Source organism: Pseudomonas sp. LF-5 (assembly GCF_037626295.1).
GTDB lineage: Bacteria > Pseudomonadota > Gammaproteobacteria > Pseudomonadales > Pseudomonadaceae > Aquipseudomonas > Aquipseudomonas monsensis.
In genome coordinates, this window is record NZ_JARKMT010000001.1 from 1,163,014 (window position 1) to 1,188,062 (window position 25,049).

Here is a 25,049-nt window from a genome sequence, read left to right on the forward strand (position 1 = left end):
CATCTATACATCCGAGTGCATCAACCGACTTACAAAGGACGACCGATAGCGTTGCAGACGCTGGCGTTGTTGATGTCCAGGTTGTTGCCCGAGGTGTTGGTGATGAAGTTGGCGGTTACAGCGGTTTTCCAGGCGTTAGGCACGGCGACAAACTTGTGGGCCTGAGTCGCAGTGTTGTTGCCCGGGTTGCTGTAGTGAGTGGTCAGGAAGGCTTTGACATCAGCGGCCACGGCTGCGTCCTTGTAGCACTGACCGAAGATGAAGTTGGTGTAAGCAGCCAGTTTGTAACCCGAAGTCGGGTTAGCGACCACTGGCGACCACTTGGATGGATCGGCAGCATCGACAGCAGACGATGGAGGGGTCACCGACGACAGCGCCAGCGTCACGTTGAGCGAAGTAGGCTGAACACCGTTCACGCGGGCAACAACAGCGTTGCTGGTAGCGTCAACACCGTCCGGACCGACATAACCGATGGAGCCGTCAACCGCATTCACGGTAGTGGCAACATCGGAAGTGTTGGCTACACCGACCCAGTTCGAAGGCAAGGCGATGCCACCGATACGAGCGGCGGTGAAGGTGGTGTTGGTCGCGAACTGAGTCGGGCAAATCGTGCTCAGGTGGCGGGTGAGGATTTCCGAAGTGCCGCTGGAAACGTTGCGGTAAACCACGCGGATAGCGGTGGTGTCAGCAGTGCCCAGCAGCGCTCCCCAAGTGGTTTTCTGGCCGGAGAACACTTCGCACAGCTGAGCGCTGGTCAGGTTCAGAGCAGTCTGACCGGCTTTTTTGTAAGGGATGGCAACCGAAGTGGCAACCGAAGGCAGCTGAATCAGCGGACCGAACGAAGCATTGTAGGTGTCTTTGTAGGTCTTGAGTTCCGAAGCGCTGAGGATCGAGTCGCTACCGGCGAAGTGCACAGTGCCAGTGGTGCTGAAACCAGCCGGGTTGTTGGTCAGGAAAGCAGTCTTGCCACCGCCGCTACCGATGGCAGCGTAGGAGAAGTTGGCTGGCAGGATGCTGTCGGCAGAGCCTTTGTACAGAGCGGCAGGCAGCGTTGCACCACCACCGGTAACGGCCATGGCTTGAGCGGAAGCCAGAGCGGCGACGGTCAGGGAAGCTGCGATCAGAGTGCGCTTGAACATGAAGAATCTCCTTTTCAACTAGGTTTGGGAACACAGGTTTTCGGGTGACTTGCATGACACTGGGAGGACTCACCGGGGCCCTCGCTAGCGTTGGCCTTGGTTAAGTCGCACTGAGAAATTCGCAGTTTCCGGTGACAGATAAAGGAAAAAACCTCGGGAGCTGCGAGCTGTTTCTGAAGGGATTTTCTCGGGTGTTTGTCGGATGCTGCGCAGCGTCTGGATCGCGGGTTTGGCTGAATCGGGCTGGAGGCGTTGGCGGGTGGTTGCAGATGACAGAACGGAGAACCCGAGGATGGTTCTTTTGAGGGTCGGGTGATGCTGAAGTCCTGAAAAAAAGATTGGATTATTTGTTGCCCGGACTGGCCCCTTCGCGAGCAAGCTCGCTCCCACAGGAATTGATGTTGTTAATGCAATTTACTTCACACCACCTAACACTGTGGGAGCGAGCTTGCTCGCGAAGGGGCCCGATCAGACACCACCAAAACATCAGAGACACCACTACTGCACCAGCTGATTAATCTCAATAATCGGCAACAACACCGCCATCACAATCACCAGCACCACCCCGCCCATCACCACAATCATCAGCGGCTCAAGCAATGCGGTCATGCCCATCGCCCGCCGCTCTATATCCCGTGACAGCGTCTGCGCCGCACGCTCAAGCATCGGTGGCAACGACCCGGTCTTCTCGCCGCTGGCGATCAGGTGAATCAGCACCGGTGGAAACACGTTCTCCACCCGCAACGCCGCCGCGAGGTTCACCCCCTCACGCACCTTGGCCGTGGCCTCGCTGACACTCAGACTCAAGCGGTCGTTGGACAAGGTCTGCCGCGCCGCTTCCAGTGCGCGCAACAACGGCACCCCGGCGCCGCCGAGAATTGCCAGGGTCGAAGCAAAACGTGCGGTGTTCAGGCCCAGAATAAAACGCCCGATCAGCGGCAGTTTCAGCACCCGATGATGCCACCTCAAACGCGCCGCCGGATTGCGCAGATACAAGCGCCAGCTCCAGAAGCTTGCGGCCATGATCCCTGCACACAGCCAGCCCCAACTGCGGATGAAATCACTCGCGTTGAGCATCGCCAGGGTCAGCCCCGGCAAATCCTGCCGCGCTTGGGAAAACGCACTGACCACTTGCGGCACCACGTAGCTGAGCAAGAAAATCACGATGCCGATCGACACCAGCCCGACCACACCCGGATAAATGAATGCGGTGAGAATCTTGCCGCGCAGGTTGTTGCGCTCCTCGATGTAATCCGCGAGCCGCTCCATGACCTGCGCCAGATCTCCGGATTCCTCCCCCGCCGCAATCAGCGCACGGTAAATCTCCGGAAAATCCCGTGGCCGCGCAGCCAATGACTCGGCCAGGCGCATGCCGCTGCGCACGTCGGCACGCACGGCGCTGAGGGTGTGGGCGATGTGTTTTTTTTCGGCCTGCTCCACCGTGGCGCTGAGCGCTGCCTCCAGTGGCAGGCTTGCGCCCAACAGACTCGCCAATTGCCGCGTGGCCCAGGCCAGATCATTGTCGGAGAGCCTGGCGCTGAATAATCCACCGCCGCCCTGCTGGGCGACATTGCTTTCCTTGTGCACCGACAATGCGGTCAATCCGCGCCCGCGTAAAACACTGAACGCGGCGCCCTGGCTGTCCGCTTCCAGATGCCCGGACTCGATCTTGCCAGTGGCGTCGGCGGCTTCAAAACGATAGCGATTCATCAGGCGTCCCGGGTCACACGGAGGATTTCTTCAGGGGCGGTGGCGCCGCTGCGAATCCAGCGTTCACCGTCCTCACGCAGGCTGAACATGCCGGCCTTTGACGCCGCCGCACGCAAGGCTTGCTCCCCTGCCCCTTGGTGAATCAGGGTGCGGATGTCGTCGTCGATGCAGAACAATTCGTGAATGCCGGTGCGACCGCTGTAGCCGGTGTGATTACACACCGGGCAACCGACCGGGCGCCACGTCCCCGGCGCCGCCGGGTCTTCTTGTTTGCATTCTTTGCACAGTCGTCGCACCAGCCGCTGGGCCAAGACCCCGAGCATCGACGAGGCCAGCAGAAACGGTTCGACGCCCATGTCGATCAAGCGGTTGACCGCCGACACCGCGTCGTTGGTGTGCAGGGTCGCCAGCACCAGGTGACCGGTGAGCGAGGCTTGCACCGCGATTTGCGCGGTTTCCAGGTCGCGGATCTCACCGATCATGATGATGTCCGGGTCTTGCCGCAAAATCGCCCGCAGTGCCAGGGCGAAGGTCATGTCGATCTTGGCGTTGACCTGAATCTGGCTGATCCCCGGCAGGTCGTATTCCACCGGGTCCTCCACGGTGAGGATGTTGCTGGTGCTGGCATCCAGTCGCGCCAGCGCGGCGTAGAGGCTGGTGGTCTTGCCGCTGCCGGTGGGGCCGGTGACCAGCACGATGCCGTGGGGCTGGCGGATCAGGTGGTCGAGTTTGGCCAGCACTTGCGCGTCCATGCCCAGGGTTTCCAGATGCAGCCGCCCGGCCTGTTTGTCCAGCAGGCGCATCACCACCCTTTCGCCATGCCCGGTGGGCACCGTTGAAACACGAATGTCGATTGGCCGCCCGGCCACACGCAACGCGATGCGACCGTCCTGCGGCAGGCGTTTTTCAGCGATGTCGAGCTGGGCCATGATCTTGATCCGCGACACCAGCGCACCGTGCAGCGCCTTGCGCGGCGAAACCACATCACGCAGAGTGCCGTCGACCCGGTAGCGCACCACCGAATGGGTTTCGAACGGTTCAATGTGGATGTCACTGGCCTCATCGCGCGCGGCCTGGGTGAGCAGCGCGTTGATCATGCGAATCACCGGCGCGCCGTCCTGGGTGTCGAGCAGGTCAGTGATTTCCGGCATGTCCTGCATCAGGCGGTCGAGATCGACTTCGTTTTCCGCCGCACCGACCACCGCCGCCGCGCTGCCAGTATCGGCATAAGCGCTGGCGAGCAAGCCATCGAGTTCGTCATCGCGCACGCGCTGTATCGTGGTCGCGCCAAACTGCCGCCGCGCCTCACTGATCGACCAGCCGGGCGTCGACGGGCACACCGTCAACACCCCATCACACAACAAAATCCGCTGCGCCTTGGCCCAGGCGTAAGGCAACGCACTCATCTCCTGAACTCCTCCAAATCCACTGTGGTGAGTTGCAGATTGCGGGCTGGTTTCAAAAGCGTCTGCTCCCGTCAATCGGTACGGCTTTGATGGTTGCGCGAGGGCCTGAGGTGGGCGCCACTGCCGGCACGCCTTGCGCTGCTGTCGGCAATTGCGGCGCCTGCATGTCCGGCATCGCCCAGCTGCGTTCCGGTTGCAGGCCACCCTGGGCGCGACGCATGAAATCGTAGCGGTTGAGGGTGATGCTGCGCCCCGCTTCGCTGTCGCGGATGATGTACGGGCGCAGGAACACCATCAGGTTGGTCTTGGTGATTGCCCGGCGCTCGTTGCGAAACAGCGCACCAATCCCCGGCAGACTGCCCAGCCACGGCACCGCGTCGTTGCTCTGGCTGTAGCCGTCCTGCAGCAAGCCGCCAAGCACCATGATCTGGCCGTCATCCAGCAAGATGCTGGTGTCGATCGCCCGTTTGTTGGTGACAATCCCCGCAGAGTTGGCGCTGGCCGAAGCGCGTTCGTCGATGCTGCTGACTTCCTGATAAATGTCGAGCTTGACCGTACCGCCCTCGGAAATCTGCGGCCGCACATTGAGCTTCAAACCAACCTCTTCACGGGTCACGGTCTGGAACGGGTTGTTGCTGGTGCCACCACCGCCAGTGACGTAACTGCCGCTGACAAACGGAATGGTCTGGCCAACGAAAATGCTCGCCGCTTCGTTGTCCAGGGTCAGCAGGTTCGGCGTCGACAGCACGTTGGTGCCGCCCTTGCTCTTCAGCGCTCGGGCCAGCACTTTCAGGTCGAGGATCTTGCCGATGCCGGGGATGTCGACGGTGCCGTTGACGTAGCCCAGGTTCAAACCCTGCGGCAATACGTCGATGCTGGTCTTGCCGCTGACGTTGATGCCCGAGCCACCCAGATTGGCCCCGCCGATCACGCCGTTACCACCGAGGTTGCCGGTCTGCCATTGCACACCGAACTCACTGGCATCGTCTTCGCCGACCTCGACGATCAGGCTTTCGATCACCACTTGTGCGCGACGCTGATCGAGCAAGTCGATGACTTCGCGCAAGTTGCGGTACAGCGGTTCCGGCGCGGAAATCAGCAAGGTGTTGGTGGTGGCGTCCGCCTGAATGGTCACGCCGCCAGCGCTGAAGGCAACGTTCTGTTCACTGCTTTGCGCGCCGCCACTGCTGCCGCTGCCACTGCCACTGCTGCCCTGGGCGTAACTGCCGCCGGCGCTGCCCGTGCTGCCGTTGCTGCTGGTCGATGGGGTGCCGCTGGTTTGCGCACCGCTCTGGCCATTCTGGCCGCCATTGCTGCCGGTGCCGCCCATCGCGCTGAGCACCGACCGCGCACTGTCGCTGGTGCCGCTGTCACTCTCACCCGTGAGCAAGCCGCGCAAGGCCTGCGCCAGTTTCGCGGCCTGGGCGTTGCGCAGATAAACCACGTGCAGGTTGCTCGGATTGCTCTGCGCATTGTCGAGTTTGTAGATCAGGTTGCGCGCCAGCTCGGTACGCTCGGGGCTGCCGGCGCGAATGATGATGGTGTTGGAGCGCGGGTCGCCGATCACCGCGATTTTCTGCGTCGGATCGTTGCCCGGCGCATCCAGCAAATCAGCGACCATCGGCGCGATGTCAGCGGCGATGCCGTTCTGGATCTGCACCACATCGGTGTCGATCGCACTCGGCGAGTCAATGCTGGCAATCAACTGCGCGACGCGGGTGAGGTTCTCGGCGTAATCGGTGACGACGATGGTGTTGTTGCCCGGATAGGCGTTGATCGGGTTGTTCGGCGACACAATCGGGCGCAGCACCGGAATCAGATTCACCGCGTTCTCGTATTGCAGGCGGAACGTGCGGGTGAGCATGCCGTTGCCGGCGGGTTTGTCGGCGCTGTAGATCGGCCCGCCGAGCAGCTTCGCATCGGCCTCCGGCACCACCTGCGCCACACCGCCGACATCGACCACGCTGAAGCCCTGCATGCGCAACGCCGCCAACAACATGTCGTAAGCCTGGCGCGCCGGCACCTGGCCTTCCGAAACCAGCGTCAGGTTGCCCTTGACCCGTGGATCGACGAGAAACTGCTGACCGGTCGATCGCGACAACGCTCGCACCACCGCTTGAATATCGGCGTCGACAAAATTCAGCGTCACCGGTTGATCGCCCAGCGGATTGCTCGGCAACGTGGTACCCGATGGCGCCGCACCGCTGCGCGCACTCTTGGTGATGTTGTGCAATTGCTTCGGCGCAGGTCGCGCCTGCGCCTGTGCGCGCTCGCGGTCCAGCACCGCGTCGCCGCTGCGCTGGGTGTTGGCCAGCGGCCGGCCCAGCTCACTGTCGACCAGCAACGGCGGCTGATTCTGTGGCGTGGTGGTGTTGCTGCACGCGCTCAATGCCATCAGCAGCATCGGCAAAGCCAAGCGTGCCGGTTTGGATCCTGACCCCTTCATGAAGCTTCCTTAGCGCCAAGCGCCTGATCCATGCGAACGGTGCCTGACAAAGTGCCGGCGGTAACATCGGTCGAAGCGTTGTCTGCACGTTGCAAACGGGCCTCGACCACCTGCAAAGAAAGTTGTGACGGCGTGCTCAGCAACCAGTCGAGCACCGCATCGGCCGGGGCGGCGTCGAAGATCAACTGCCACGCGCCGGCGTCCGCCGCCTGTAATTGGTAATGCCCGGCCAGACCGCTGGCCTGCAGCGTCTGCTCCAGCGCCTGGGCCACGCTTTGCCCGGCCGGGCGCACGCTGACTTCGCGCAGCAACACCTCCAGCGCTTCGGTCTGCGCGCGCAGTTTTGGCGTCTCGGCTTGCCAATAGGTGATTTTCTTCAGCGGTGGCTGAATCAACGCCACCCAGATCAACAGGCCGACCAGCGCCAGAGCCATGCCGCCGACCATGCGTTTCTCCCGCAGCGCCAACGGTTGCCAGCGCGCCTGCACCTGACTGTTGAAACGCTGCCAGCGGGCGCGGTACTCCGCGAGCGAGGCCTTATTCATCTTCTGCTCCGCTGTTGTCGTCGGTGCTACTTGAAGGGGATTCTCCTGCCGGGCGCAGCGTCCAGCCGTCATCCTCGGCGGTGACGCTGATGCCGGCCTGAGCGAGTGTGCTTTGCCAGTCTTTGTCGGTGCCGGAGCGCCGCGCATCGCTGAGCAGGCGCAATTGCAACGCGCCCTCGGCGAACGTCAGTTGCTCGACACTGCCAGCCATAAACGGCATGCCGCTGCCGGCCTGCAGCACCAGCCGATTGAAGGTTTGCGCCGGATCGTCCGCCGCGCCCTTCTGCCGCGCCGCCCATTGCTGACGGGCCTGTTGCAACGGATTGAGGATCACCGGCAACTCGGGGAAGGCCTGTTTCACCCGCTGATTCATGTGCGCCTTCAACTGCTGGCCCTGACTGGCTTCGCGGGCGGCATACAGGTTCAAACCGACCACCCACACCGCCACGGCCAATGCCAACAAAGCCAATGCCCGGCCCCAGCCGCGATGCTCGGTGTTCTGTTGTTGCACGGCGCCGTGCAGGCCCCAGCCCGGCAACGGCCCGGTCCAGCGCTGGGCCTCGGCCATCGGCAGTTCAGCGTTGGGCGGTGCACCGTCGCCAATCCAGTGCAAGGCACTGCCGGACGCCAGCAACCCGTCGCCCGGGTCTTCATCGAACAACGGCTGCACCCGCGCTGTTTGCACGCTGTCGCGCAGCAACAGATGACCGTCCAGGCGACAGGCCACCGTGCCCGGCAACACCGGCAAACTGTAAGCCGCCGGGTACACGCCGCGCAGGTTAAGGCCGCTGTGCTTGAGCAGTTGCCCGAGGCGCAGCAAGCGTTCGCGGGGCGCCCAGGCGATCTGCACCTGCCCGGCTTCATCACGGGGACTGTGAGCGATGTGCATCGCGTTGCCGTCACCGAGCATCAACGCCTGCGCGGCGCATTGCACCGCGGCCGCCGTCTTGTTCGCAGGCAGCGGCGGCACGTCGATGCTCGCCAGCAGACTGTCCGCGGGGTGCAGAAAACACACCAGCGGCGGCTGTTTCGGCGACTGGCTCAACTGGTTCAGGCTGAGGCATTCCTCACGACTGACCTGCCCCTGACGATCCAGCCACGCGCAGCACAGCGGACTGTCCAGCTCAAGTTCGGCCAACGGCGCCAGAGCAATCCGTAGCTGACTCATACGCCCACCCGCGACCAGATCACCTGCGGCAGGCGATCCTGCGAGCGATGCAATAACGCTTCGAGGCTGACCCGGCGCTGATCACGCCGCGCCTCGCCGCGCAGGCGAAACCAGTCACTGGTGATGCCGACCTTGACGCTGCTGATCTCCAGTTGCGGCATGCGCAAACGGTTGACGAAATCACCGCGATTGATGAACCAGCGCCCGGCGTCACGTTCATTGATCAACGCCTGCGCCCGCTCCAGCGACAACCCCGGCACATTCGCGGCCAGCACCGGCGCAGTAGCGGTGTTGCCGTTGACCCAAGTCGTTGCTGGAATCACCGTCAGGTACGGCGCGAGTTTGCTGATCAGCGCGTCATTGATGCCATCGACACCGCGCAGATCCTCGATGCTGCGCAGCATCGGCAGCTTTGGATTTTCGGGTTTTCGCGAAGCGTTGGGCGACGTTAACCGGCCACTGTCGAAGCCGGTTTGGATGGTCGCGGCGATCTGCGGATTCAACAGTCGCGGGTAAGAGGCAATCACCCGCTGACTGATGCGCTGGCTCAACCCGGCGCTGACACCAATCAACTCGCACAGGCGCGCGAACGCCTCGACCTGTGCCTCATCCACGCGCTCATTGGCCACCAGATTGCGCAGGTTGAACTTGCCCTGCTCGTCTTCCAGCCGGCCTTCAAAACCTGAGGCGCTGAGGCGCTGTGCCCACGGCTGATCGAGGCGGGTCAGCGGATCACGCTGGCGCGCCTCCCACAACCACTGACGGCTGATCTCCAGACCGCCCTGCACCACCCAGCGGCCCTGCACGCGCTGCTGATCCGCTTCCAGCGCACGGGTCGAAACGCTTTGGCGGGTGAGCATGCCCGCCGCAATCACCGCCACCACGGCCGCGATCAGCAACGCGCTGATAATCGCCATCCCTTGCTGCTTCGCCCGGTTCGGCGAACGGCTGTCCATGGCCGGCCTTACAGCTGCCACGAACCGATGTCGGCATTTACGCCGTCGCCGTCAGGCTGACCGTCGGCGCCGAGGGAAAAGATGTCGATCTCGCCGTTGGCGCCGGGGTTGAGGTACTGATAAGGACGCCCCCACGGATCGTTCGGCAGGCGTTCCAGGTACGAACGCCAATTGCTGTTTTTCGCATCCGCCGGCCGCTCCACCAACACCTTCAGCCCCTGGTTCATGCTCGGGTAAGTGCCGTGGTCGAGGCGATATAGCTTCAGGGCCTGCATCAACCCGCCAATGTCCTGCTTCGCCGCCGTGGCCCGCGCCTGATCGGGACGATCGAGCACCTTGGGCACCACCATCGCCGCGAGAATCCCCAGAATCACCACCACCACCATGATCTCGATCAGGGTAAAACCCTGCTGACCACGCGGCGTGCGCATCGGTTTCTGAAGCGATTTGAAAGGTGCGATATCCATCTCGACATTCCCTGGCTTGATTCGATTCGACGCGCAGTGTTGCAAGAAGATATGTCAGGGATGTTGAAAATCCTCGGGAGTTTTCGTCGTCAAGCCGTCAAGCACGCGGGTTAGCGTCGAGGGCTGTGTTTTGGCTTTGGGCCATGTATGCGTGCGCGTTCGCGAGAAGCGGGTTTCACCCTGATTGAAGTGCTGGTGGCGCTGGCGATTATTGCCGTGGCGATGTCGGCGGCTGTGCGCGTGGCGGGGTTGATGACGCAGAGCAGCGGGGTTTTAAGGGATCGGTCGGTGGCGCTGATTGCGGCGCAGAGTCGGATGGCGGAGTTGCGGTTGGAGGGGCGATTGCCGGTGGGAATGAAGGCTGTTGATTGCGATCAGGGACGGTTGTTGTTGCGGTGTGAGCAATTGATCAGCGCAGCCGAAAATGGGCGGTTGCTCAAAATTGGCATCCAGGTATTCGACCGCAACCAGGATGCGCCGCCGTTGGCCAGGCTGGAGACGTTGTTGTCCCGAACAGAAAGCCCCTCACCCTAGCCCTCTCCCAGAGGGAGAGGGAACCGATTCGGGGATATTCGAGAGCTACACCGACTTGAAAGCCTTTCATTGAATCCACAATTGCCAAGCTCACAAAGCCAAATCGAAGGTTCTTCCCTGAAGCCATAATCACCAGGGTCTTTCACCAAAGCGATAATCGCCAAGTTCCTTCACCGAACCATAATCGCCAAGGTCTTCCAGGTCGATGCACCCCGCAAGACAACTCGGTCGGCCCCCTCTCCCTCCGGGAGAGGGCTGGGGTGAGGGCCGCTTCTACTCGCGAAGCCCCATAATCACCAAACCCATAATCGCCAAGATCCCTCACCGAACCCATAACCACCGAGATCTTCCAGGTCGATGCACCCCGCAAGACAACTCGGTCGGCCCCCTCTCCCTCCGGGAGAGGGCTGGGGTGAGGGTAGCTTTTGCCCTTCATCCCAGAAGAATCAATCCAGACACCGAGACCGGCCAGCAGCCATCATTGCCATGACAACGCCGACCCTGATTTTCCAAACGCAATACCGTAAACGGTAACAAACTTACTCGAAGGACCTGGCAAGAAGGCTCACCCTCCCCCCGCAACCCCGGCCCGCCAGCCTAACGCTCACTTGGCCGGGAAGCTCTCAAGCGCCGCCCCCTCAGCCACTCCCCATTTGTTGAAGCCATAGCCGAGTACTGTTGCGATCAAGATGAAGGCGGCCAGGCTCTCCTGCGGAGGAAAGGGTGCGACGGCGAGCAGCACGCTGACGACCCCAGCCGTGACAAACATCAGGGTGCCGCCCGCCGCCGACGAGGCCCCCGCCTTTTCGCTGAACATCTCCATGGCCCTGGAGGCGGCGGCGGGTCTGACCAGCGTGGTGCCTACGGTGCAGATGATCATCGGTATCGCCACCGTAGCGATGGAGAGCTGAAACTGAATCAACCCCACCATAATCAGACCGGACAGCCCCGAGATCGCCAATCCCAACTTGATTTGCGTGTCGATTGTCAGTGTTTTGGATAACCGCGTGGCCAATAACCCGCCCACCACATAGGCGCCTCCATAGGCCAGAAGCACCCATGAATAAGTCAACGAGGACACCCGCAGCGTTTCGAGGAAGATGATTGGAGAAATCGCAATGAAGCCAAAATGGCAAGAAAACGCCGTTGCCGATGTCATCCACGAATACACGAAAGGTTTAAAGCTGAAGATATCCGCATAACGCTTCAATATTTCCAGCTTTTGCGATCGCGACGTCAGCGACTGATCCTGGAATTTGGGGAAAAACCACAACGTTTGCCCCAGCAAGATCACCGCCAGCCCAGCAAACACGTAGAAACTCCCTTGCCAATTCAGGGCGTACTGCAAATAGGTCCCAAACAACGGCGAGAACGAAATACACAGTCCGCTTAACGACAGCATGTAAATACGAATCCGCTGTCGATCTTCAGCCGTGAAAACATCCTGAACAATCGCTTGAGCCAACACAAAGCATCCGCACCCTACCCCCTGCACCACTCGCGCCAAGGCAAACTGCACTTGAGTGCTGGAGAGCAGACAACCCGTAATCCCCAGCAGCGACACCACCAACCCAAGCTTGAGCATTACAGGTCGGCCGTATTTGTCGGACAGCGGCCCTACCACGATTTGAGAGAGGGAGAACCCGACCGCAAAGGTCGCCACAAAGAATGTGACCTCATTGACTTGCATCCCGAACGCATCCGCCAACGCCGGATAAGACGGAAGTAATACATCGAGCGGGAACACGCCGAGTACAACCATGACCGACAGCAAGAAAAGTGCAGAGGCCTTCGAAGGCGATTTGAGCTTAACGTTCACCGTATTCTCCCTTTGGCTGTCATTCGATAAGCCCTGCCTCGGCAAAGCGCTTCACGTTCACGGGGTCTTTGAAAAAACCACTGCGTTTCATCGCCGTTATCGTTGCGGTGCACCCGGCTCGGGCCCTGGCACGATGAGGCGCATGGCCTTGTTGCCTTTCATGGATAAGCCACGCACTGGCGGCATCAACGCCCACACACTTCAAGTTCTCGAACAACCAGGTTTCATGCAGCCTGAAAAACTCGTAAATGGCTTGAACGATAAAACCCGACATGAAGGTTTTCTGAGCGTCGGAAGCGCCCTGCCAGACAATCGTAAAAAGGTGCGAAAAATAAAGTGAGTGCTTGAGTTCGTCCTCAAGGTGGTCACGCAGCATCCGGTAGACGGGGGCATAAACGGTTGCCTTGGAGATCTTCAGAAATTCCTTGGTAATCACCGTTTCAGAAACAAATCCAACAACGAACCAGGCCAATTCGGTATGGGCAGGCTCAACCGTATTCACCAGCGCCCGGATATTCCGGACGCGCTCTGAGGCAACTTCCCGATTGGCAATTCCATAAATAGCGCTGACTTGATTGGCGACCTCCGCCGACATCACCGCATGGTAGGCCTCGTCGGCATATAACTTGAGGCCTGTGAGTTTCAACGCCGGAGACAAACCCAAGCCAATCCGATCATGCGCAATGGTTGTGATCGCGCGATTGACAATGCGCGTCTCCAGTTCAGTCGTGTAGTCGAGGAACATCACCAGATACCTGGCCAATATCGCCTGCCTCACGGCGTCGCCATGGCAATGAACCGCCTCGTCGGCGAGCCAGGGAGTTGCCGCCGGCACAAACCAGTCCTTGTGCTGTTCGCCCCCCTGCGTCCAGCCGGACAGGTCATAGGCGTTAGGCCGCGTCCGCACGGTGGCGGCGTCGTTCCAGTCTGAAAAGACTTGCAGCGCATCGGTGTCGATCGAACTCACTTCCTCAATCATTTTCCCCCGCTCCCTCGTTGGCATGCAGCGCTTCCAAAGCCGCCGGCATGTCCCGGCCGGTGCTGACACCGGCCCCGACAAACAACAAGGGCGCTGACGAGTGGAGATCGCCCAACAATGGCTCCAGACACGATTCATCAATAGCGGCAGAGACCCAAGTCCCAAGGCCCAGCGCAGTTGAAACAAGCTGCACGGTCTGGGAGATATGGCCGGCATCCAGCAACGCGACGCGATAGGCTCTCGAGTGCGGATACTTCCACCAAAGCCGGTCAAACTGGCACGTCAGGAAAATACCGAACGGAATATCTTGCGCAAAGAATTGCCCGTTGAGTGCCTGACCCAAACTGAAATCGAGATCGTTACTTATGGCTTCCAACTGGTGCTCGACAGGATTGTAGTAATAAAACCCGGGCGGGATCTGCGCGACATTCTTGATATAAACATACCCTTCAATCGCATTAAGTCCGCCGCCTGAAGGGCTAGTTCTGCGATGCCGTAGTTCATCGGGACACGACAGACTAGTTTCAAGAGCGCGAAAAGGAAGATACGCCAGCGAATAATAAAGTATTGATGCTACCTGTTGTTTGGTGACCGCCACAGGAAGGAACTCCCTGACACTGCGTCGTTTTAACAACGTGCTGTGCAAGTCATGATGCTGAATAATGTCCGGTCGTGTTAGAGCAATACATTGCCTTTCATCTTTATCCTGAGCCTCATGCCTTAACTTCGGCACCGGAACAGTGAAGGCTTCTTCACACGCCGATTGATAGGCCATTGCCCATTCATGGACGCTTTCGGGTCGCGCCGCATAGTCGATCTTGCTGGTGCCAACGTGAAAGATGCGGGATAGATCATCCCAGCCCCATTCCATCGCGGGAAATTCAGTCTCTGACAGTACGTCCGCCGCCAGCAATTCCTGGTCGATTGCGTCTTGTGAATCCGGCTCTTCGTCTGGATTCTGACTCAGATGCAGCAACCGACAAAGATACTGCGGAGCGATGGAATATTGCTTGTGTGCTTGATAGTCCCATAGCACCAACTGCTTATTCTTGATCAGAAAAAAAATATTATCACTGATATAGGATGGCACTGCTCTCGTCCTTGAGACTGGCAAAAATAAAAAGCCCGGAAGAACTTCTTCCGGGCCTGAACATCACTTGACGGTGGTTTTAACCGGGCCTGCCGCTTGAGTCCAGTTAGCCAGGGTTTTCGATTCGAGATTAATTACGGTCATGACACTTTCCTTATCTTCAATAAAGCCGAACCATTCGGCGAAGCGAGATTTAAACAAATAAAATCAGGTGTCAATAATGAAAATTAAAAAAATATCTGGCGATTAACTTGGTGCATAACTTTCATACACCTGCACCGGGATAGTGCTGCAAAAGTCTCCGAATTTGGCCAGTTGGGTATTGTCTGACAATTCAAGTGCGCCATTGCAGCGCATACTTTCAGCACACATAAATCACCAGGAATTTGGTAACCACCGCGTTACCTCAAGCGCAATGCCATCCTGTGAGGAAAGGTCTCGATAGCTCGCGCTGCATCTTGTACTACGCAAAAACAGGAACCTGCCTACGCGTCGATACCATCGGTGAACAGTTCAAGGACATGACGGTTACGCGATGGACCGATGAATGTCCTGAAATGCCTCAATAACCCGCCCCCACAGGTTTCAGCCTCGCACACACTATCTGTGACCAGCATAAAACCCTGTGGGAGCGAGCTTGCTCGCGAAGGCGCCAGAATGACCACCCGATCAATCACCAGGTGATCCCGCCCCTCGCGTCACCCCGGCATCTGCAAATTATCCAACGCCCGATTCACCGCCAACTCACCAAGCATGATCAACTGCGCAATCCCCAACAACGTCCGCCGCTGTGCCACGGGCAACAGACTCGCAGCGTCATGAGCAATGGCCTTCGCCGAAGCCAGTGTTTCACTGGCATCAATCAGCAGTTCTTCGTTTTTGTTGTCCGCAGTCACGGCATACATCCCGCGGGTTTTACGCGGGAGCGGCGTGGAACCGGGCGGACAGAGGTAATGGTCGAGGGCGCGGTCGGCGGCTTCGTGGAGTTTTTTGGAATCGAGGGATTCGTAGGGGGAAACCGAGTCGGTTTCGGGTGGGTTGGGTGTTGGTTTGATCATGGTGAAGCTCCTTGATTGTTGGAGCCGCCACATATCGCTGCGAAACGAAGAGAGGTGGCAGCTGTACGCAGGTTCGCAGACCGGGAATCAAGGAACCCGGCATACCCGAAGGTATCCCGCGCACAGCCGCCATAAAGCACCGTTGCCAAAAGTGGCAACGTTTCGGAGCGCTGTGCGCCTTGATTGATCCGGGCTGCGAAACCCGATCGCTGATTTGTCAGCGACCGGAGCACAATAGAACCCGCCCCCAAGGCGCACAAGCCGGCGGATTCTGGCGTAGCTGTAGGCAAAGGCGCAAGGATATGTAGCCTGAGAGAGTATCTGGAGATGTTTTTTGCGTTTATCGCGCCTCATCGCGTCCTGCAGTCTAAAAACGATCCCGTCACCTGTTGCCAAGGATTCCCCCTGCTCGCCCCGCCTCGCGGCCACATCTAGCAGTCAACCAATAATTTGTAAGTAAATATTGAGCGCGCAGCCTGCCTCGGGCATGCTGCGCGCAGCACATTTACATGGACAGTAAAACTTTATGCGCCCCTCCAAGGACATGCCCTTTTCTTCGCGCGTACACGCTGGACACCCCCGCATTATTTTGGCGGCCGATACCCCTCGCCCCATATCGACTCCATTCCGGTCAAGGAAAACTGAAACGTTGAAAAGGAACATTTCATGAGTGGCAAACCTGCTGCGCGAGTGACAGATCCAACCAATTGCCCGCTCCCGGGGCATGGCACAAACCCTATTGTCAGCGGCTCGCCCAATGTAAATTTCGACGGTCTTGCCGCCGCTCGAATGACCGACAAATCCGCCTGCGGTAGCCCAATTACGGGCGCCGTCAGCGCTACGGTTTTCATCAATGGGCTGAATGCTGCGACTAAAGACAGTACCGGTGGCCACGGCAACGTGGTTATCGGCGGATCCGGAACGGTCATTATTGGCGACACCGTCGTATCAGCGCCCTTCAGCGGTCTGACGTCGATGCCCGTGCACTTCAGCGACAAGTTCAGGCTTATTGACGACGAGTCAGGGGAGCCGTTAGCTAATCTTGATTACGCCATTCAGCGAGCTGACGGCAGCATTGAGCACGGTGTCAGCGATTCAATGGGGTATACGCACGTAATTAGCTCGCACCTCGCGGAAACGATCCAACTGTTTTTGGAGGATTGAAAATGGATGTAGATACAACTCAAGAAAACTACCGTGTACAAGGCTCCATGGACAAAAGCATAAACTTCTTTATTTCCACTCTCCAAAACAGCCACCAGCAGAGCGTTAAAGAAGATAACGGAAGTTTTCCTCATGGCTGAAGTCATTAGCAAAAACGGTCGAAAAATGTCATCTGTAGCCACCAGAACGGTGACGCCTGTTAAAGACTCCAGCCCTAAAGCGGTATCCGTAGACGCAAAGCAACAAAAGAGGCGTGCCGAGAATGCGGAGTTCTTAAAGAATAAAAATGTGAAGGCCTTTCTGGATACGTTGGCACAGGTCGAGGGTGGCGATTATCACGCGAAATTCGGATATGGTTGGGCAGCCGGCTGGAAATCCGGGAAGTGGACATTCAGTGATGAATCTACTCACCCAGGACCAGGTTATGGTGGTTCAACTACAGCATCTGGAAGGTACCAAATCACGAAAGCCACATGGTCGGAACTCTCCATCAAAGCAATGGGGCTATCTGACTTCAGCCCCGGAACGCAGGACTTGATTGCCGTTGAACTCCTGCGCAACGTGAGTGCCATCGAACCGCTGATCGGTGGCGACTTAAAAACTGCAGTTGGAAAAGCATCAAAAAAATGGGAAGCATTGCCTATGGGGCCGGGCTTGGCAAATCGACCAATCAATGGAAAGCCTTCCGGCCAACCTTATACTGAGTACGACGAAGTAGAAAAAATATATAAAAGCTTTGGCGGTACTGTTAAATGAAACTAAAAATATTAGCCATCAGCCTTTTATGTTGCGTTAGTTTATTTTCAAGCGCGGCAGACGTTCCTATCAAAGAGGGAATGCCATTTTCGAAAGCCCGAAAAGCTTTGATCAAAAATGGCTGGAAGCCGAATCCGTCCTACTCAGGTGAGTTCGGGGTTGAAAACGCCATCCAAAGAAAAGGTTTCAATGAAATCGAGTCTTGCACGGAGGGCGTCCGTTTCTGCAGCTTCAACTACATCAAGAACGGAGATTGTTTAGGTGTAGGAACTGTCGGCGAAGAAGTCAAAGACATGAAAGTTTATTCCTGGAACTTCAAATGCCCTGAAAAGGATTGAAACCAGAAATCGACAACAAAGTGATAACAAAAGGGACTGAATTATTTTATGGAAATAAATCAGTCCCTCTTTTTGCTAGGCGTGATCGACAAGATCAAGGCCGGTGACATTCCGGACGCGATGCTAAAGCAGCAACAAGGTGGGCGGCGCTTCTCGAAGGTCCAAGCAAGAAAAATCACTATCCTCCACAACCTTACGCCGAGTATCCGGACTTTTTATCGACCTACAAATCTGCGGAGGAACTGTCCAATGAAGGCTTCAACCCTCGTACTTGTCGCAGTTTATTGCATGGGTATCAGCGCAGCGTTTGCCGGTAGCTCAAAGGCGCCAAACGACAAGCGCGGGCCAGCAGGCATCGTCGTCGGTGAGCGTTTGGTGGCGGCCAAGTCCAAGCTAATCAAACAAGGCTGGAAGCCAACGCCGATGCATACCACCGACGGTTATGAATACAGCGGCGTGGAGCGTGAGTTGGCTGCACGCAAGTTCATCGAACTGGATACCTGTTCTTTCGATAGCTCGCGCTGCATCTTGTACTACTCAAAGAAAGGCACCTGCCTGCGCGTCGATACCATCGGTGAACAGTTCAAGGACATGACGGTTACGCGATGGACCGATGAATGTCCTGAAATGCCTCAATAACCCGCCCCCACAGGTTTCAGCCTCGCACACACTATCTGTGACCAGCCTAAAACCCTGTGGGAGCGAGCTTGCTCGCGAAAGCGCCAGAACGGACACCTGATCAATCACCAGGTGATCCCGACACCGGCATCACCCAGGCATCTGCAAATTATCCAACGCCCGATTCACCGCCAGCTCACCAAGCATGATCAACTGCGCAATCCCCAACAACGTCCGCCGCTGGGCCACGGGCAACAGACTCGCAGCGTCATGAGCAATGGCCTTCGCAGAAGCCAGTGTTTCACTGGCATCAATCAGCAGTTCTTCATTTTTGTTGTCCGCAGTCACGGCATACATCCCGCGGGTTTTACGTGGGAGCGGCGTGGAACCGGGCGGACAGAGGTAATGGTCGAGAGCGCGGTCGGCGGCTTCGTGGAGTTTTTTGGAATCGAGGGATTCGTAGGGGGAAACCGAGTCGGTTTCGGGTGGGTTGGGTGTTGGTTTGATCATGGTGAAGCTCCATTTTTATACCTGGTGGAACCACCAACACCTGTCGCTAAACAAGTAAGGGTGGCAGCTGTGCGCGGGTTAGCGAACCGAGAGGTATAAGACCCGGCAGACCCGAAGGTCTCCCACGCACAGCCACCATATCGTCGTCGCAAACGTCTGCGACAAACTGGAGCGTCGTTGTACTTATACCTGGTCGGGTCGCTAAACCCGGTCGCTGGGTTGCCAGCGACACGTAGACGATAAAGACCAGGTACAAAGCGCACAAGCCGGCGGATTCTGGCGTAGCTGTAGGCAAAGGCGCAAGGATGTGTAGCCTGGGAGAGTGTTTGAAAATGTCTTTTTAAACATTGGTGTTTATCGAGACATCACTCCACCACTTGGCCCTAAAGAGATCCGCCCTCTTATCCTGAGGCGTTGCTGAACAGAGTGCCGGACTAAGTGGTCGAGGTCGCCAGATGTGCCTGACAACCTCCCACCCAGTCAAAACCCGCTCGTAGTCAGCGAAATGCGGCACTGGTGTACCGCACTAGCAACTACGCCGAATAGGCTTTTGTCAGTACCCCTCCTCCCGCGCCGAGAATAACGAGATTCACGGTATCTGCCGGATGAGGCGTTCCGACATAAGGAACACCCGAACTCCGATAGCCAGAAATCCTGACCATGTTGCCGCCCTGACTGCCATTGAAGTCGATCGTGCCGTTCACACACCCACCGTCCGTGAGGTCGACCATATTGCCTACGCCCTGCAGCAGAATTCCCCGGTAATTGGGATTCACCGCAGCCGCTGTCGCGCCAAGCACGCCGCTGATCTTGTTCGCCGCTCCATAGTTCTCAACGCAATAAACGCCACGGGTTGCGTAGTAATCGCAGTCACTGAAAGAGTTTTGGTTGCTGAGAATCTTGAGCGGGCAGTGGCCTCCCTCAAAGTGTGAGTTGACCGCCGTACAGCCGGGGGCACTGGCCTGGATATAGACAGACGCAGCGGGAACGTGACTGGTTGAAGAACGGTTCCAAGGGTGCAGGTTGTCCGCTCTGAAATTCCTGCTCGCAATCAATCCAAAATAGGTGTTGTCCTTCAATACGCCGCAGTCAAGCAACGTTACGTTGGTCATAGAGGAATCGGTCGGGCCGTTATACATCCAGCCATGGCCACCCGTGGTATCAATCAGAATATCTTCATAGGTGCTTTCAAAACCAAGAGGACGTTCACCATCAATGATGTCGAAGTCAGTGATCAGGCCATGGAGTGCCGATTGCGTGATGGTGACCTGCCGAAGAGTCTGCTTGGCCCCTTTGAGTGCGAAGGTCTGCCCGTTGATGTTACTGGCGCGGTTGCCATGGAACTGCATACCAACAACCGAAACGTTGTTCGTGTTGATGTTGAAATCCGAGGTTATGAAATCCTGGTTCAGACCGTCTCTGGCCTTGAGAACAGTAAAAAACTGCCCTTTACCGACCCATGACATATTCGGAATGATTGCAATGTGCTCGCAGACATAGGTGCCATGTCCCCACATGATTCGCGCCCCTGCCTTCGTCACTGCTGCGATGGCCGAGTTCAAAACGTTCTGGGTATTTACCGTGCCATCGCGCTTGAATCCACACTGTTCAGCCGTGACGTTACCGTCGTGCATCAACTTCCATCGGCCACCATCGTACGCAACGATGACCATGGGACTCGACTCGGGAGTCGTCGTATCTGCCGCGTCTAAAACGTAATCGGCGTAGCCGCCATCTCCGCGAGCAGCAAAGCCTAGTGTGGAAACCTTCCTGGTCGTAGCCGAGCTCACAGCGCGCAAATCGGTGAGGGTATCGACACCGATGCAATCAAACTGCACAGCGTTATTGGTCGTGGTCTCTGTCATCTGACATGACTCCTTTTATGTGAAAAATCCTCCACGCCTGACGGGGTCGAAAGATTGTTCGATGATTAAGTTGCTACCACCGAATCGTTGAGACCGGGGCAACTGAAACGTTGGGTTTCGAACCGGATTGCTGAACCGGTCGGAAGCAATGATATGCATCTATGCATACTCAATCAATGCATTGATGCATTTTCATGCCTAGAAAAATGCCAATCCGCATTTATCGCTCTGGCCGCGCAACAAATCGAATCGCTGATTGACGGCTCAAACGCCGTCTGGTCGATGGGGACGAAAACGATGAGACACAGTAAGAGGTGATCGTTGTTGCCCTGGGAGCAGACGATCGGTGCGGCGGAGAATAGGTGCCTGTTCAAGGCTTACGTGCAGGTCTTTGATCGCAGCCGACAGGTGCCGTCGCTGGCATGGCTCAAGACTTTAATGGACCCGCGAATCCAGATGAACACGCCACAAAAGAGCAACCGACCCGCTCCCAAAGGTTTCAGCGCCGTACACAACATCTGCAATCAGCATAAAACCCTGTGGGAGCGAGCTTGCTCGCGAAGGCGCCAGAATGACCACCCGATCATTCACCAGGTGATCCCGCCCCTCGCTTCACCCCGGCATCTGCAAATTATCCAACGCCCTATTCACGGCCAGTTCACCAAGCATGATCAACTGCGCAATCCCCAACAACGTCCGCCGCTGTGCCACCGGCAACAGACTCGCAGCGTCATGAGCAATGGCCTTCGCCGAAGCCAGTGTTTCACTGGCATCAATCAGCAGTTCTTCGTTTTTGTTGTCCGCAGTCACGGCATACATCCCGCGGGTTTTACGAGGGAGCGGCGTGGAACCGGGCGGACAGAGATAATGGTCGAGCGCGCGGTCGGCGGCTTCGTGGAGTTTTTTGGAATCGAGGGATTCTTAGGGGGAAACCGAGTCGGTTTCGGGCGGGTTGGGTGTTGGTTTGATCATGGTGAAGCTCCTTGATGACTGGAGCCGCCACCGTTCGCGGTCAAACAAACAGGGTGGCAGCTGTACGCGGGTTGACCGACCGGACATCAAGGAATCCGGCACACCCGAAGGTGTCCCACGCACAGCTACCGCGACATGGTTTCAGACAGTACCTGAACACGTGCAGAACGCTGGCGCGCCTTGATATTGGGCGGACGGTCAAATCCGATCACTGATTCGTCAGCGACCGCACCACAATAGAACCCACCCCCAAGGCACACAAGCCGGCGGATTCTGGCGTAGCTGTAGGCAAAGGCGCAAGGATGTGTAGCCTGCGAGAGTGTTTGGAGATGTCTTTTTAAACATTGGCGTGACCGGTTTTGGCCGAAAGATGCAGTGCTGACAGTCTGGTTTCGGCCAGAAGCGGACGCTGACAGGCGCCCACTACCGGCCAAGAGCGGACGTTCTGGAGCGACCGTTGTCGGCCAAAAGCAGTCCCCACTTAGTTCAACGCTCAACAGTGGCAAGGCCCACAGGCTTGCGGTACGCGCTTGTCCGCCTCAACGTCTGAACGAACCTCAATTCGCGTTAATATCGGAAAGTCGCCATTCCAATTTCTGCCATGCTTTCTGCGCCATCAACGGTTTCCTCTTGCCCCCCGCCAACGATCCGGACTAATTTCGGAATGTCCCAAAACGACCAAACAGGAAAAGGACGGAATGACCGCAGCCTCCCCCAGCGCTGACTCCAAAAAAAACAGTCCTAACCGAGACGACTTTGTTTCCAAAACTAGGACGGCCCTAGCTTTAAGGGCAGGTTATCGATGCTCATTTTACAAATGCGGCATAGCAACCGCCGGGCCAAGCGATGAAGCCTCAGATAAGCATATAAGTATAGGGGTGGCCGCTCACATAACAGCTGCTGCGCCAGGCGGAGAACGATACGATCCTGATATGACGAAGGAACAGCGCTCGAGTATAGAAAACGGAATTTGGCTTTGCCAAACTCATAGTCGCCTGATCGACGTTAATCCTGCTGCATATCCGACTTCGCTACTTCATCAGATGAAAGCGGAACATGAGAACGTCATAAAGTTAGAGATGGAAAGAATGAAATCCGCGCCGCGGTGCACTGATTTTATCGCCATAGGCCCTAACATTGTCTTTGTCGGGGAACTTGTTGCTGTAGAGGAAAACACTTGGTCGTTTTTATTGGAACACTTCGTCATCGGAGAATTATGGCAGCTTATTGGGTACATCGACGGATTTGGTGATTTAGATTCATATGACAAGTTTGTGCTGGTCAACGATCTCGGCGATGGGCGTGAGCTGTCTTGTCCGCCTGCGTGGTCTAAATCTGAAAAGGGAACATTGATTAAGGTAGGCGTCCTGGGAAGCTTTCCTCGAATCGATGCTCACCGACTTCCGATGGATTTGGCTTTAAGCGATGAGCATGACCTTTTCATTTCGAACGGCCAACTGGCGCGAGTGAGCGGTGTAGACTCTCTTCCGCAAAAGATAAAAATTTGCTTATCCACAATCCGAGGTGAGGTTTTTTATGCTCCGACTTACGGAACCAGGATCCGCGAATACTCAACAGAATTTCTCGGTTCACCTTGGTTACCCAAGCTGATAAAGCTCGAAACTATACGTATGGCATCCATTCCGTACTCAGAACAGAACGGGATAAACGCTCCCTCTACGCCGCTCAAAGCCGTGCGCAAAGTGATAAGCGTCGTCCAGATCAGCCCAGAAGGCGATGATGGATGGTTCGCTTTCCATTTTCATCTTGATGTAGAAGGCATCGGAGCTTGGGTCAGAGAGATCAAGCTATTCATTTCTCGGGATTTATGAGCCCAAGACCGAGCGTGTACTGTGCCGGATAGCGGGAAACGGCCTATTCATATTCGTAGGAGTGCATGTACAGGGAATAGCTCATTGCATGCAGCCGGCCTAGTTAGACTCAGCCGCCGAGGAAAATACCCAAGAGCAGTCGGTTGTTGGCCTTGGCACATATCTGTCAACGATAGGCTGCTATCGTCCAAAGCTGACGATCGGTTAAAGGCAGCTTTAGCCGGTAGCGGACGCTAGTGACTAACCGCTATCGGCTCATATAAACCTGCTTACTAAATTATTCGAGGGTAGATATCCAAACTATTTTCGCCCCCCCTTTGAATTAGAACGCCTCGTCTTAGGAACTGTATGTTCCGCAGCTTGGAAAACAGTATCACCAAGATTGAGCCTGCTTTTATCAGCAACTTTCATGAACTCGCTAACAAACTTGTAAAGCATTTCGGTTTCGACAGTGCTAACTGGTGCCTCTGCTTCTACAATCGCGCCACTATGGTCCGCCTCCCTTATAGTTCCTGCGGACTTGAGCCTAAACTGACATACCACTCCTGGAATAATTTCCATCGACAGAACTTTTGGCAGGAGTTTTGGCAGCTCTTGAAAAGTCTTCTCGTTATCTAACGAATCAAGCCATTGATATTCGGCCCATGAAATGTCACAAGAAGAGATCTCCTCCCAAGAAAAGCTACTTTTGAGTAATTTTTCAATATTTTTGACTGCCCGGGCCCAAGCTGGATCCCAAGAAGTAGGCCCGCATAGTGCCGCGATTAGTCCAAACCAAACATAAATTGAAGGATTGCGCTTCACAATTTCTTTCAAAAGAAACACATGAGAAGTTCCACGCCCAACTAAAAAGGCCGCTAATGCAATTTCCAACTCTGCCTGATCATTGTGATCTCGTGAGCCGCCTAAACGGGCCGACCAGTCTTTCGAGAACTTTCTAAAAGCAACAACACGACTTTCAGCGGAGTCACTCAATAACCCCATATAATCCGTTATCGAAGGTCCATTACCGAATAAATCTTTGTTATCTGGATGACTTGCTTGAAGGAGCTGTTCGGCTCCGGCGTTATCGTTCCAAGAAATACTAACTCTACTCCAAATTGGCTGCAAGGATTTGATATGGATTAGACGATCAACAAATCTGCGATCCGATGACAACGATTCCAAACGATTAATACATTCCTGCGTTACGTAATCGTCCTTATGAGCAATCGACGCTCTAGCCACCGAAAAACTGTATGTAGCAGTAGCTCGCGATAGCGGAATCGACGCAACCGAAATATCCCCATCACTTTGTGCCAACATCTCTCCAAGTATCACCGATGGCCATCGGTCTGGGCGGGACCAAAAAAACTTGCCCTGGCCTGAAGTTTTTTTGACTGAATCAAAATCAGCCCTACTGACTACTCGGCCAAACTGACTTAGTGGAAAGGTTTCTGGAGCGTAAGTTTTGAGCCACGCAAACAATTCAAAAGTTTTTACTGGTGGTAAAACAATTAGATAGGGAGATGAGTAGCCGTGCCCAGAGCTTTGCTTAGGGTATCCAAGGATCGCCCCCAAACCAATAGGCTCCACCGCTTCAATAGGAAGCCTTGTTGTATATGGACTATTCAGCATCGAAAATAATGCATCTGGCAAATCATCCCGCGAAGAAAATTCGAAGTTTAGCTCAGTCAT

General features: G+C 56.5%; 21 protein-coding genes and 1 pseudogene. 6 read left to right on the forward strand and 16 right to left on the reverse strand.

The window, feature by feature from the left end:
* Positions 1 to 29 precede the first annotated feature (29 nt).
* From PseuLF5_RS05175 to gspG, 8 genes are all read right to left on the reverse strand, one after another.
* The gene (locus PseuLF5_RS05175; RefSeq protein WP_123468118.1) at positions 30 to 1,139 is read right to left on the reverse strand and encodes a substrate-binding domain-containing protein; all 1,110 of its coding nucleotides are present in this window, start codon (positions 1,137 to 1,139) and stop codon (positions 30 to 32) included.
* A 498-nt stretch (positions 1,140 to 1,637) separates the two neighbouring features.
* On the reverse strand, positions 1,638 to 2,849 hold the full coding sequence (gene gspF, locus PseuLF5_RS05180; RefSeq protein WP_123468116.1) for a type II secretion system inner membrane protein GspF: 1,212 nt from the start codon (positions 2,847 to 2,849) through the stop codon (positions 1,638 to 1,640).
* Complete coding sequence (gene gspE, locus PseuLF5_RS05185) at positions 2,849 to 4,255, reverse strand: type II secretion system ATPase GspE (protein ID WP_340133087.1); 1,407 nt, start codon at positions 4,253 to 4,255, stop codon at positions 2,849 to 2,851. Before gspE ends, gspF begins: the two co-directional genes overlap by 1 nt.
* 52 nt (positions 4,256 to 4,307) lie before the next feature.
* Positions 4,308 to 6,701: a type II secretion system secretin GspD gene (gspD, locus tag PseuLF5_RS05190; protein ID WP_340133088.1), complete on the reverse strand. Its 2,394-nt coding sequence runs from the start codon at positions 6,699 to 6,701 to the stop codon at positions 4,308 to 4,310.
* Positions 6,698 to 7,246 (reverse strand): type II secretion system protein GspM, encoded by a 549-nt coding sequence (gspM, locus tag PseuLF5_RS05195; RefSeq protein WP_322374397.1) that lies wholly within the window; start codon positions 7,244 to 7,246, stop codon positions 6,698 to 6,700. Before gspM ends, gspD begins: the two co-directional genes overlap by 4 nt.
* Positions 7,239 to 8,414 carry a type II secretion system protein GspL gene (gene gspL / locus PseuLF5_RS05200; RefSeq protein WP_340133089.1) on the reverse strand — a complete coding sequence of 392 codons (1,176 nt, stop codon included), beginning with the start codon at positions 8,412 to 8,414 and terminating at the stop codon, positions 7,239 to 7,241. Before gspL ends, gspM begins: the two co-directional genes overlap by 8 nt.
* Positions 8,411 to 9,370 carry a type II secretion system minor pseudopilin GspK gene (gene gspK, locus PseuLF5_RS05205; RefSeq protein WP_340133090.1) on the reverse strand — a complete coding sequence of 320 codons (960 nt, stop codon included), beginning with the start codon at positions 9,368 to 9,370 and terminating at the stop codon, positions 8,411 to 8,413. Before gspK ends, gspL begins: the two co-directional genes overlap by 4 nt.
* A gap of 8 nt (positions 9,371 to 9,378) precedes the next feature.
* Positions 9,379 to 9,837, reverse strand: coding sequence for a type II secretion system major pseudopilin GspG (gene gspG, locus PseuLF5_RS05210; RefSeq protein ID WP_445262407.1), 459 nt, complete (start codon positions 9,835 to 9,837; stop codon positions 9,379 to 9,381).
* Positions 9,838 to 9,984: 147 nt separating this feature from the next.
* Here gspG and gspI point away from each other — a divergent pair, with 147 nt between their 5' ends.
* Positions 9,985 to 10,371: a type II secretion system minor pseudopilin GspI gene (gene gspI / locus PseuLF5_RS05215; RefSeq protein ID WP_186748732.1), complete on the forward strand. Its 387-nt coding sequence runs from the start codon at positions 9,985 to 9,987 to the stop codon at positions 10,369 to 10,371.
* 604 nt (positions 10,372 to 10,975) lie between these two features.
* Here the strand turns inward: gspI and PseuLF5_RS05220 are convergent.
* The 4 genes from PseuLF5_RS05220 to PseuLF5_RS05235 form a co-directional block, all read right to left on the reverse strand.
* Positions 10,976 to 12,190 (reverse strand): MFS transporter, encoded by a 1,215-nt coding sequence (locus tag PseuLF5_RS05220; RefSeq protein WP_340133091.1) that lies wholly within the window; start codon positions 12,188 to 12,190, stop codon positions 10,976 to 10,978.
* Positions 12,191 to 12,209: 19 nt separating this feature from the next.
* The gene (locus tag PseuLF5_RS05225; RefSeq protein WP_340133092.1) at positions 12,210 to 13,169 is read right to left on the reverse strand and encodes a diiron oxygenase; all 960 of its coding nucleotides are present in this window, start codon (positions 13,167 to 13,169) and stop codon (positions 12,210 to 12,212) included.
* Entirely contained in the window at positions 13,162 to 14,259 is a 1,098-nt protein-coding gene (locus PseuLF5_RS05230) for a SagB/ThcOx family dehydrogenase (RefSeq protein WP_340133093.1), read from the reverse strand. The genes PseuLF5_RS05225 and PseuLF5_RS05230 overlap by 8 nt, the downstream gene beginning before the upstream one ends.
* Positions 14,260 to 14,957: 698 nt before the next feature.
* Positions 14,958 to 15,317 (reverse strand): DUF6124 family protein, encoded by a 360-nt coding sequence (locus PseuLF5_RS05235; RefSeq protein ID WP_123468074.1) that lies wholly within the window; start codon positions 15,315 to 15,317, stop codon positions 14,958 to 14,960.
* Positions 15,318 to 15,983: 666 nt separating this feature from the next.
* Here PseuLF5_RS05235 and PseuLF5_RS05240 point away from each other — a divergent pair.
* From PseuLF5_RS05240 to PseuLF5_RS05255, 4 genes are all read left to right on the forward strand, one after another.
* Positions 15,984 to 16,481 (forward strand): PAAR domain-containing protein, encoded by a 498-nt coding sequence (locus tag PseuLF5_RS05240; RefSeq protein ID WP_034155639.1) that lies wholly within the window; start codon positions 15,984 to 15,986, stop codon positions 16,479 to 16,481.
* A 132-nt stretch (positions 16,482 to 16,613) separates the two neighbouring features.
* Positions 16,614 to 17,237 (forward strand): hypothetical protein, encoded by a 624-nt coding sequence (locus PseuLF5_RS05245; RefSeq protein ID WP_267795175.1) that lies wholly within the window; start codon positions 16,614 to 16,616, stop codon positions 17,235 to 17,237.
* Entirely contained in the window at positions 17,234 to 17,575 is a 342-nt protein-coding gene (locus tag PseuLF5_RS05250; RefSeq protein ID WP_267795177.1) for a hypothetical protein, read from the forward strand. Before PseuLF5_RS05245 ends, PseuLF5_RS05250 begins: the two co-directional genes overlap by 4 nt.
* A gap of 48 nt (positions 17,576 to 17,623) precedes the next feature.
* Complete coding sequence (locus PseuLF5_RS05255; protein WP_340133094.1) at positions 17,624 to 18,214, forward strand: hypothetical protein; 591 nt, start codon at positions 17,624 to 17,626, stop codon at positions 18,212 to 18,214.
* Positions 18,215 to 18,343: 129 nt separating this feature from the next.
* Here PseuLF5_RS05255 and PseuLF5_RS05260 read toward each other — a convergent pair whose 3' ends face one another.
* The 3 genes and pseudogenes from PseuLF5_RS05260 to PseuLF5_RS05270 form a co-directional block, all read right to left on the reverse strand.
* Positions 18,344 to 18,703 carry a DUF6124 family protein gene (locus PseuLF5_RS05260; protein WP_123468074.1) on the reverse strand — a complete coding sequence of 120 codons (360 nt, stop codon included), beginning with the start codon at positions 18,701 to 18,703 and terminating at the stop codon, positions 18,344 to 18,346.
* A 533-nt stretch (positions 18,704 to 19,236) separates the two neighbouring features.
* Positions 19,237 to 20,568, reverse strand: coding sequence for a hypothetical protein (locus PseuLF5_RS05265; RefSeq protein WP_340133095.1), 1,332 nt, complete (start codon positions 20,566 to 20,568; stop codon positions 19,237 to 19,239).
* A gap of 612 nt (positions 20,569 to 21,180) precedes the next feature.
* A pseudogene (locus PseuLF5_RS05270) lies at positions 21,181 to 21,540 on the reverse strand (DUF6124 family protein).
* Positions 21,541 to 22,238: 698 nt separating this feature from the next.
* On the opposite strand from PseuLF5_RS05270, the gene PseuLF5_RS05275 reads away from it, so the two are divergent.
* Positions 22,239 to 23,372: a hypothetical protein gene (locus PseuLF5_RS05275; RefSeq protein WP_340133096.1), complete on the forward strand. Its 1,134-nt coding sequence runs from the start codon at positions 22,239 to 22,241 to the stop codon at positions 23,370 to 23,372.
* A gap of 300 nt (positions 23,373 to 23,672) precedes the next feature.
* Here PseuLF5_RS05275 and PseuLF5_RS05280 read toward each other — a convergent pair whose 3' ends face one another.
* The gene (locus PseuLF5_RS05280; RefSeq protein ID WP_340133097.1) at positions 23,673 to 25,049 is read right to left on the reverse strand and encodes a hypothetical protein; all 1,377 of its coding nucleotides are present in this window, start codon (positions 25,047 to 25,049) and stop codon (positions 23,673 to 23,675) included.

Excerpts from the sequence above, each read along its gene's own strand:
- PseuLF5_RS05175 (WP_123468118.1), bottom strand. The coding sequence starts at position 1,139 with ATGTTCAAGCGCACTCTGATCGCAGCTTCCCTGACCGTCGCCGCTCTG.
- gspF (WP_123468116.1), bottom strand. The coding sequence starts at position 2,849 with ATGAATCGCTATCGTTTTGAAGCCGCCGACGCCACTGGCAAGATCGAG.
- gspE (WP_340133087.1), bottom strand. The coding sequence starts at position 4,255 with ATGAGTGCGTTGCCTTACGCCTGGGCCAAGGCGCAGCGGATTTTGTTG.
- gspD (WP_340133088.1), bottom strand. The coding sequence starts at position 6,701 with ATGAAGGGGTCAGGATCCAAACCGGCACGCTTGGCTTTGCCGATGCTG.
- gspM (WP_322374397.1), bottom strand. The coding sequence starts at position 7,246 with ATGAATAAGGCCTCGCTCGCGGAGTACCGCGCCCGCTGGCAGCGTTTC.
- gspL (WP_340133089.1), bottom strand. The coding sequence starts at position 8,414 with ATGAGTCAGCTACGGATTGCTCTGGCGCCGTTGGCCGAACTTGAGCTG.
- gspK (WP_340133090.1), bottom strand. The coding sequence starts at position 9,370 with ATGGACAGCCGTTCGCCGAACCGGGCGAAGCAGCAAGGGATGGCGATT.
- gspG (WP_445262407.1), bottom strand. The coding sequence starts at position 9,837 with ATGGATATCGCACCTTTCAAATCGCTTCAGAAACCGATGCGCACGCCG.
- gspI (WP_186748732.1), top strand. The coding sequence starts at position 9,985 with ATGCGTGCGCGTTCGCGAGAAGCGGGTTTCACCCTGATTGAAGTGCTG.
- PseuLF5_RS05225 (WP_340133092.1), bottom strand. The coding sequence starts at position 13,169 with ATGATTGAGGAAGTGAGTTCGATCGACACCGATGCGCTGCAAGTCTTT.
- PseuLF5_RS05235 (WP_123468074.1), bottom strand. The coding sequence starts at position 15,317 with ATGATCAAACCAACACCCAACCCACCCGAAACCGACTCGGTTTCCCCC.
- PseuLF5_RS05240 (WP_034155639.1), top strand. The coding sequence starts at position 15,984 with ATGAGTGGCAAACCTGCTGCGCGAGTGACAGATCCAACCAATTGCCCG.
- PseuLF5_RS05245 (WP_267795175.1), top strand. The coding sequence starts at position 16,614 with ATGGCTGAAGTCATTAGCAAAAACGGTCGAAAAATGTCATCTGTAGCC.
- PseuLF5_RS05250 (WP_267795177.1), top strand. The coding sequence starts at position 17,234 with ATGAAACTAAAAATATTAGCCATCAGCCTTTTATGTTGCGTTAGTTTA.
- PseuLF5_RS05255 (WP_340133094.1), top strand. The coding sequence starts at position 17,624 with ATGGAAATAAATCAGTCCCTCTTTTTGCTAGGCGTGATCGACAAGATC.
- PseuLF5_RS05260 (WP_123468074.1), bottom strand. The coding sequence starts at position 18,703 with ATGATCAAACCAACACCCAACCCACCCGAAACCGACTCGGTTTCCCCC.
- PseuLF5_RS05265 (WP_340133095.1), bottom strand. The coding sequence starts at position 20,568 with ATGACAGAGACCACGACCAATAACGCTGTGCAGTTTGATTGCATCGGT.
- PseuLF5_RS05275 (WP_340133096.1), top strand. The coding sequence starts at position 22,239 with ATGACCGCAGCCTCCCCCAGCGCTGACTCCAAAAAAAACAGTCCTAAC.
- PseuLF5_RS05280 (WP_340133097.1), bottom strand. The coding sequence starts at position 25,049 with ATGACTGAGCTAAACTTCGAATTTTCTTCGCGGGATGATTTGCCAGAT.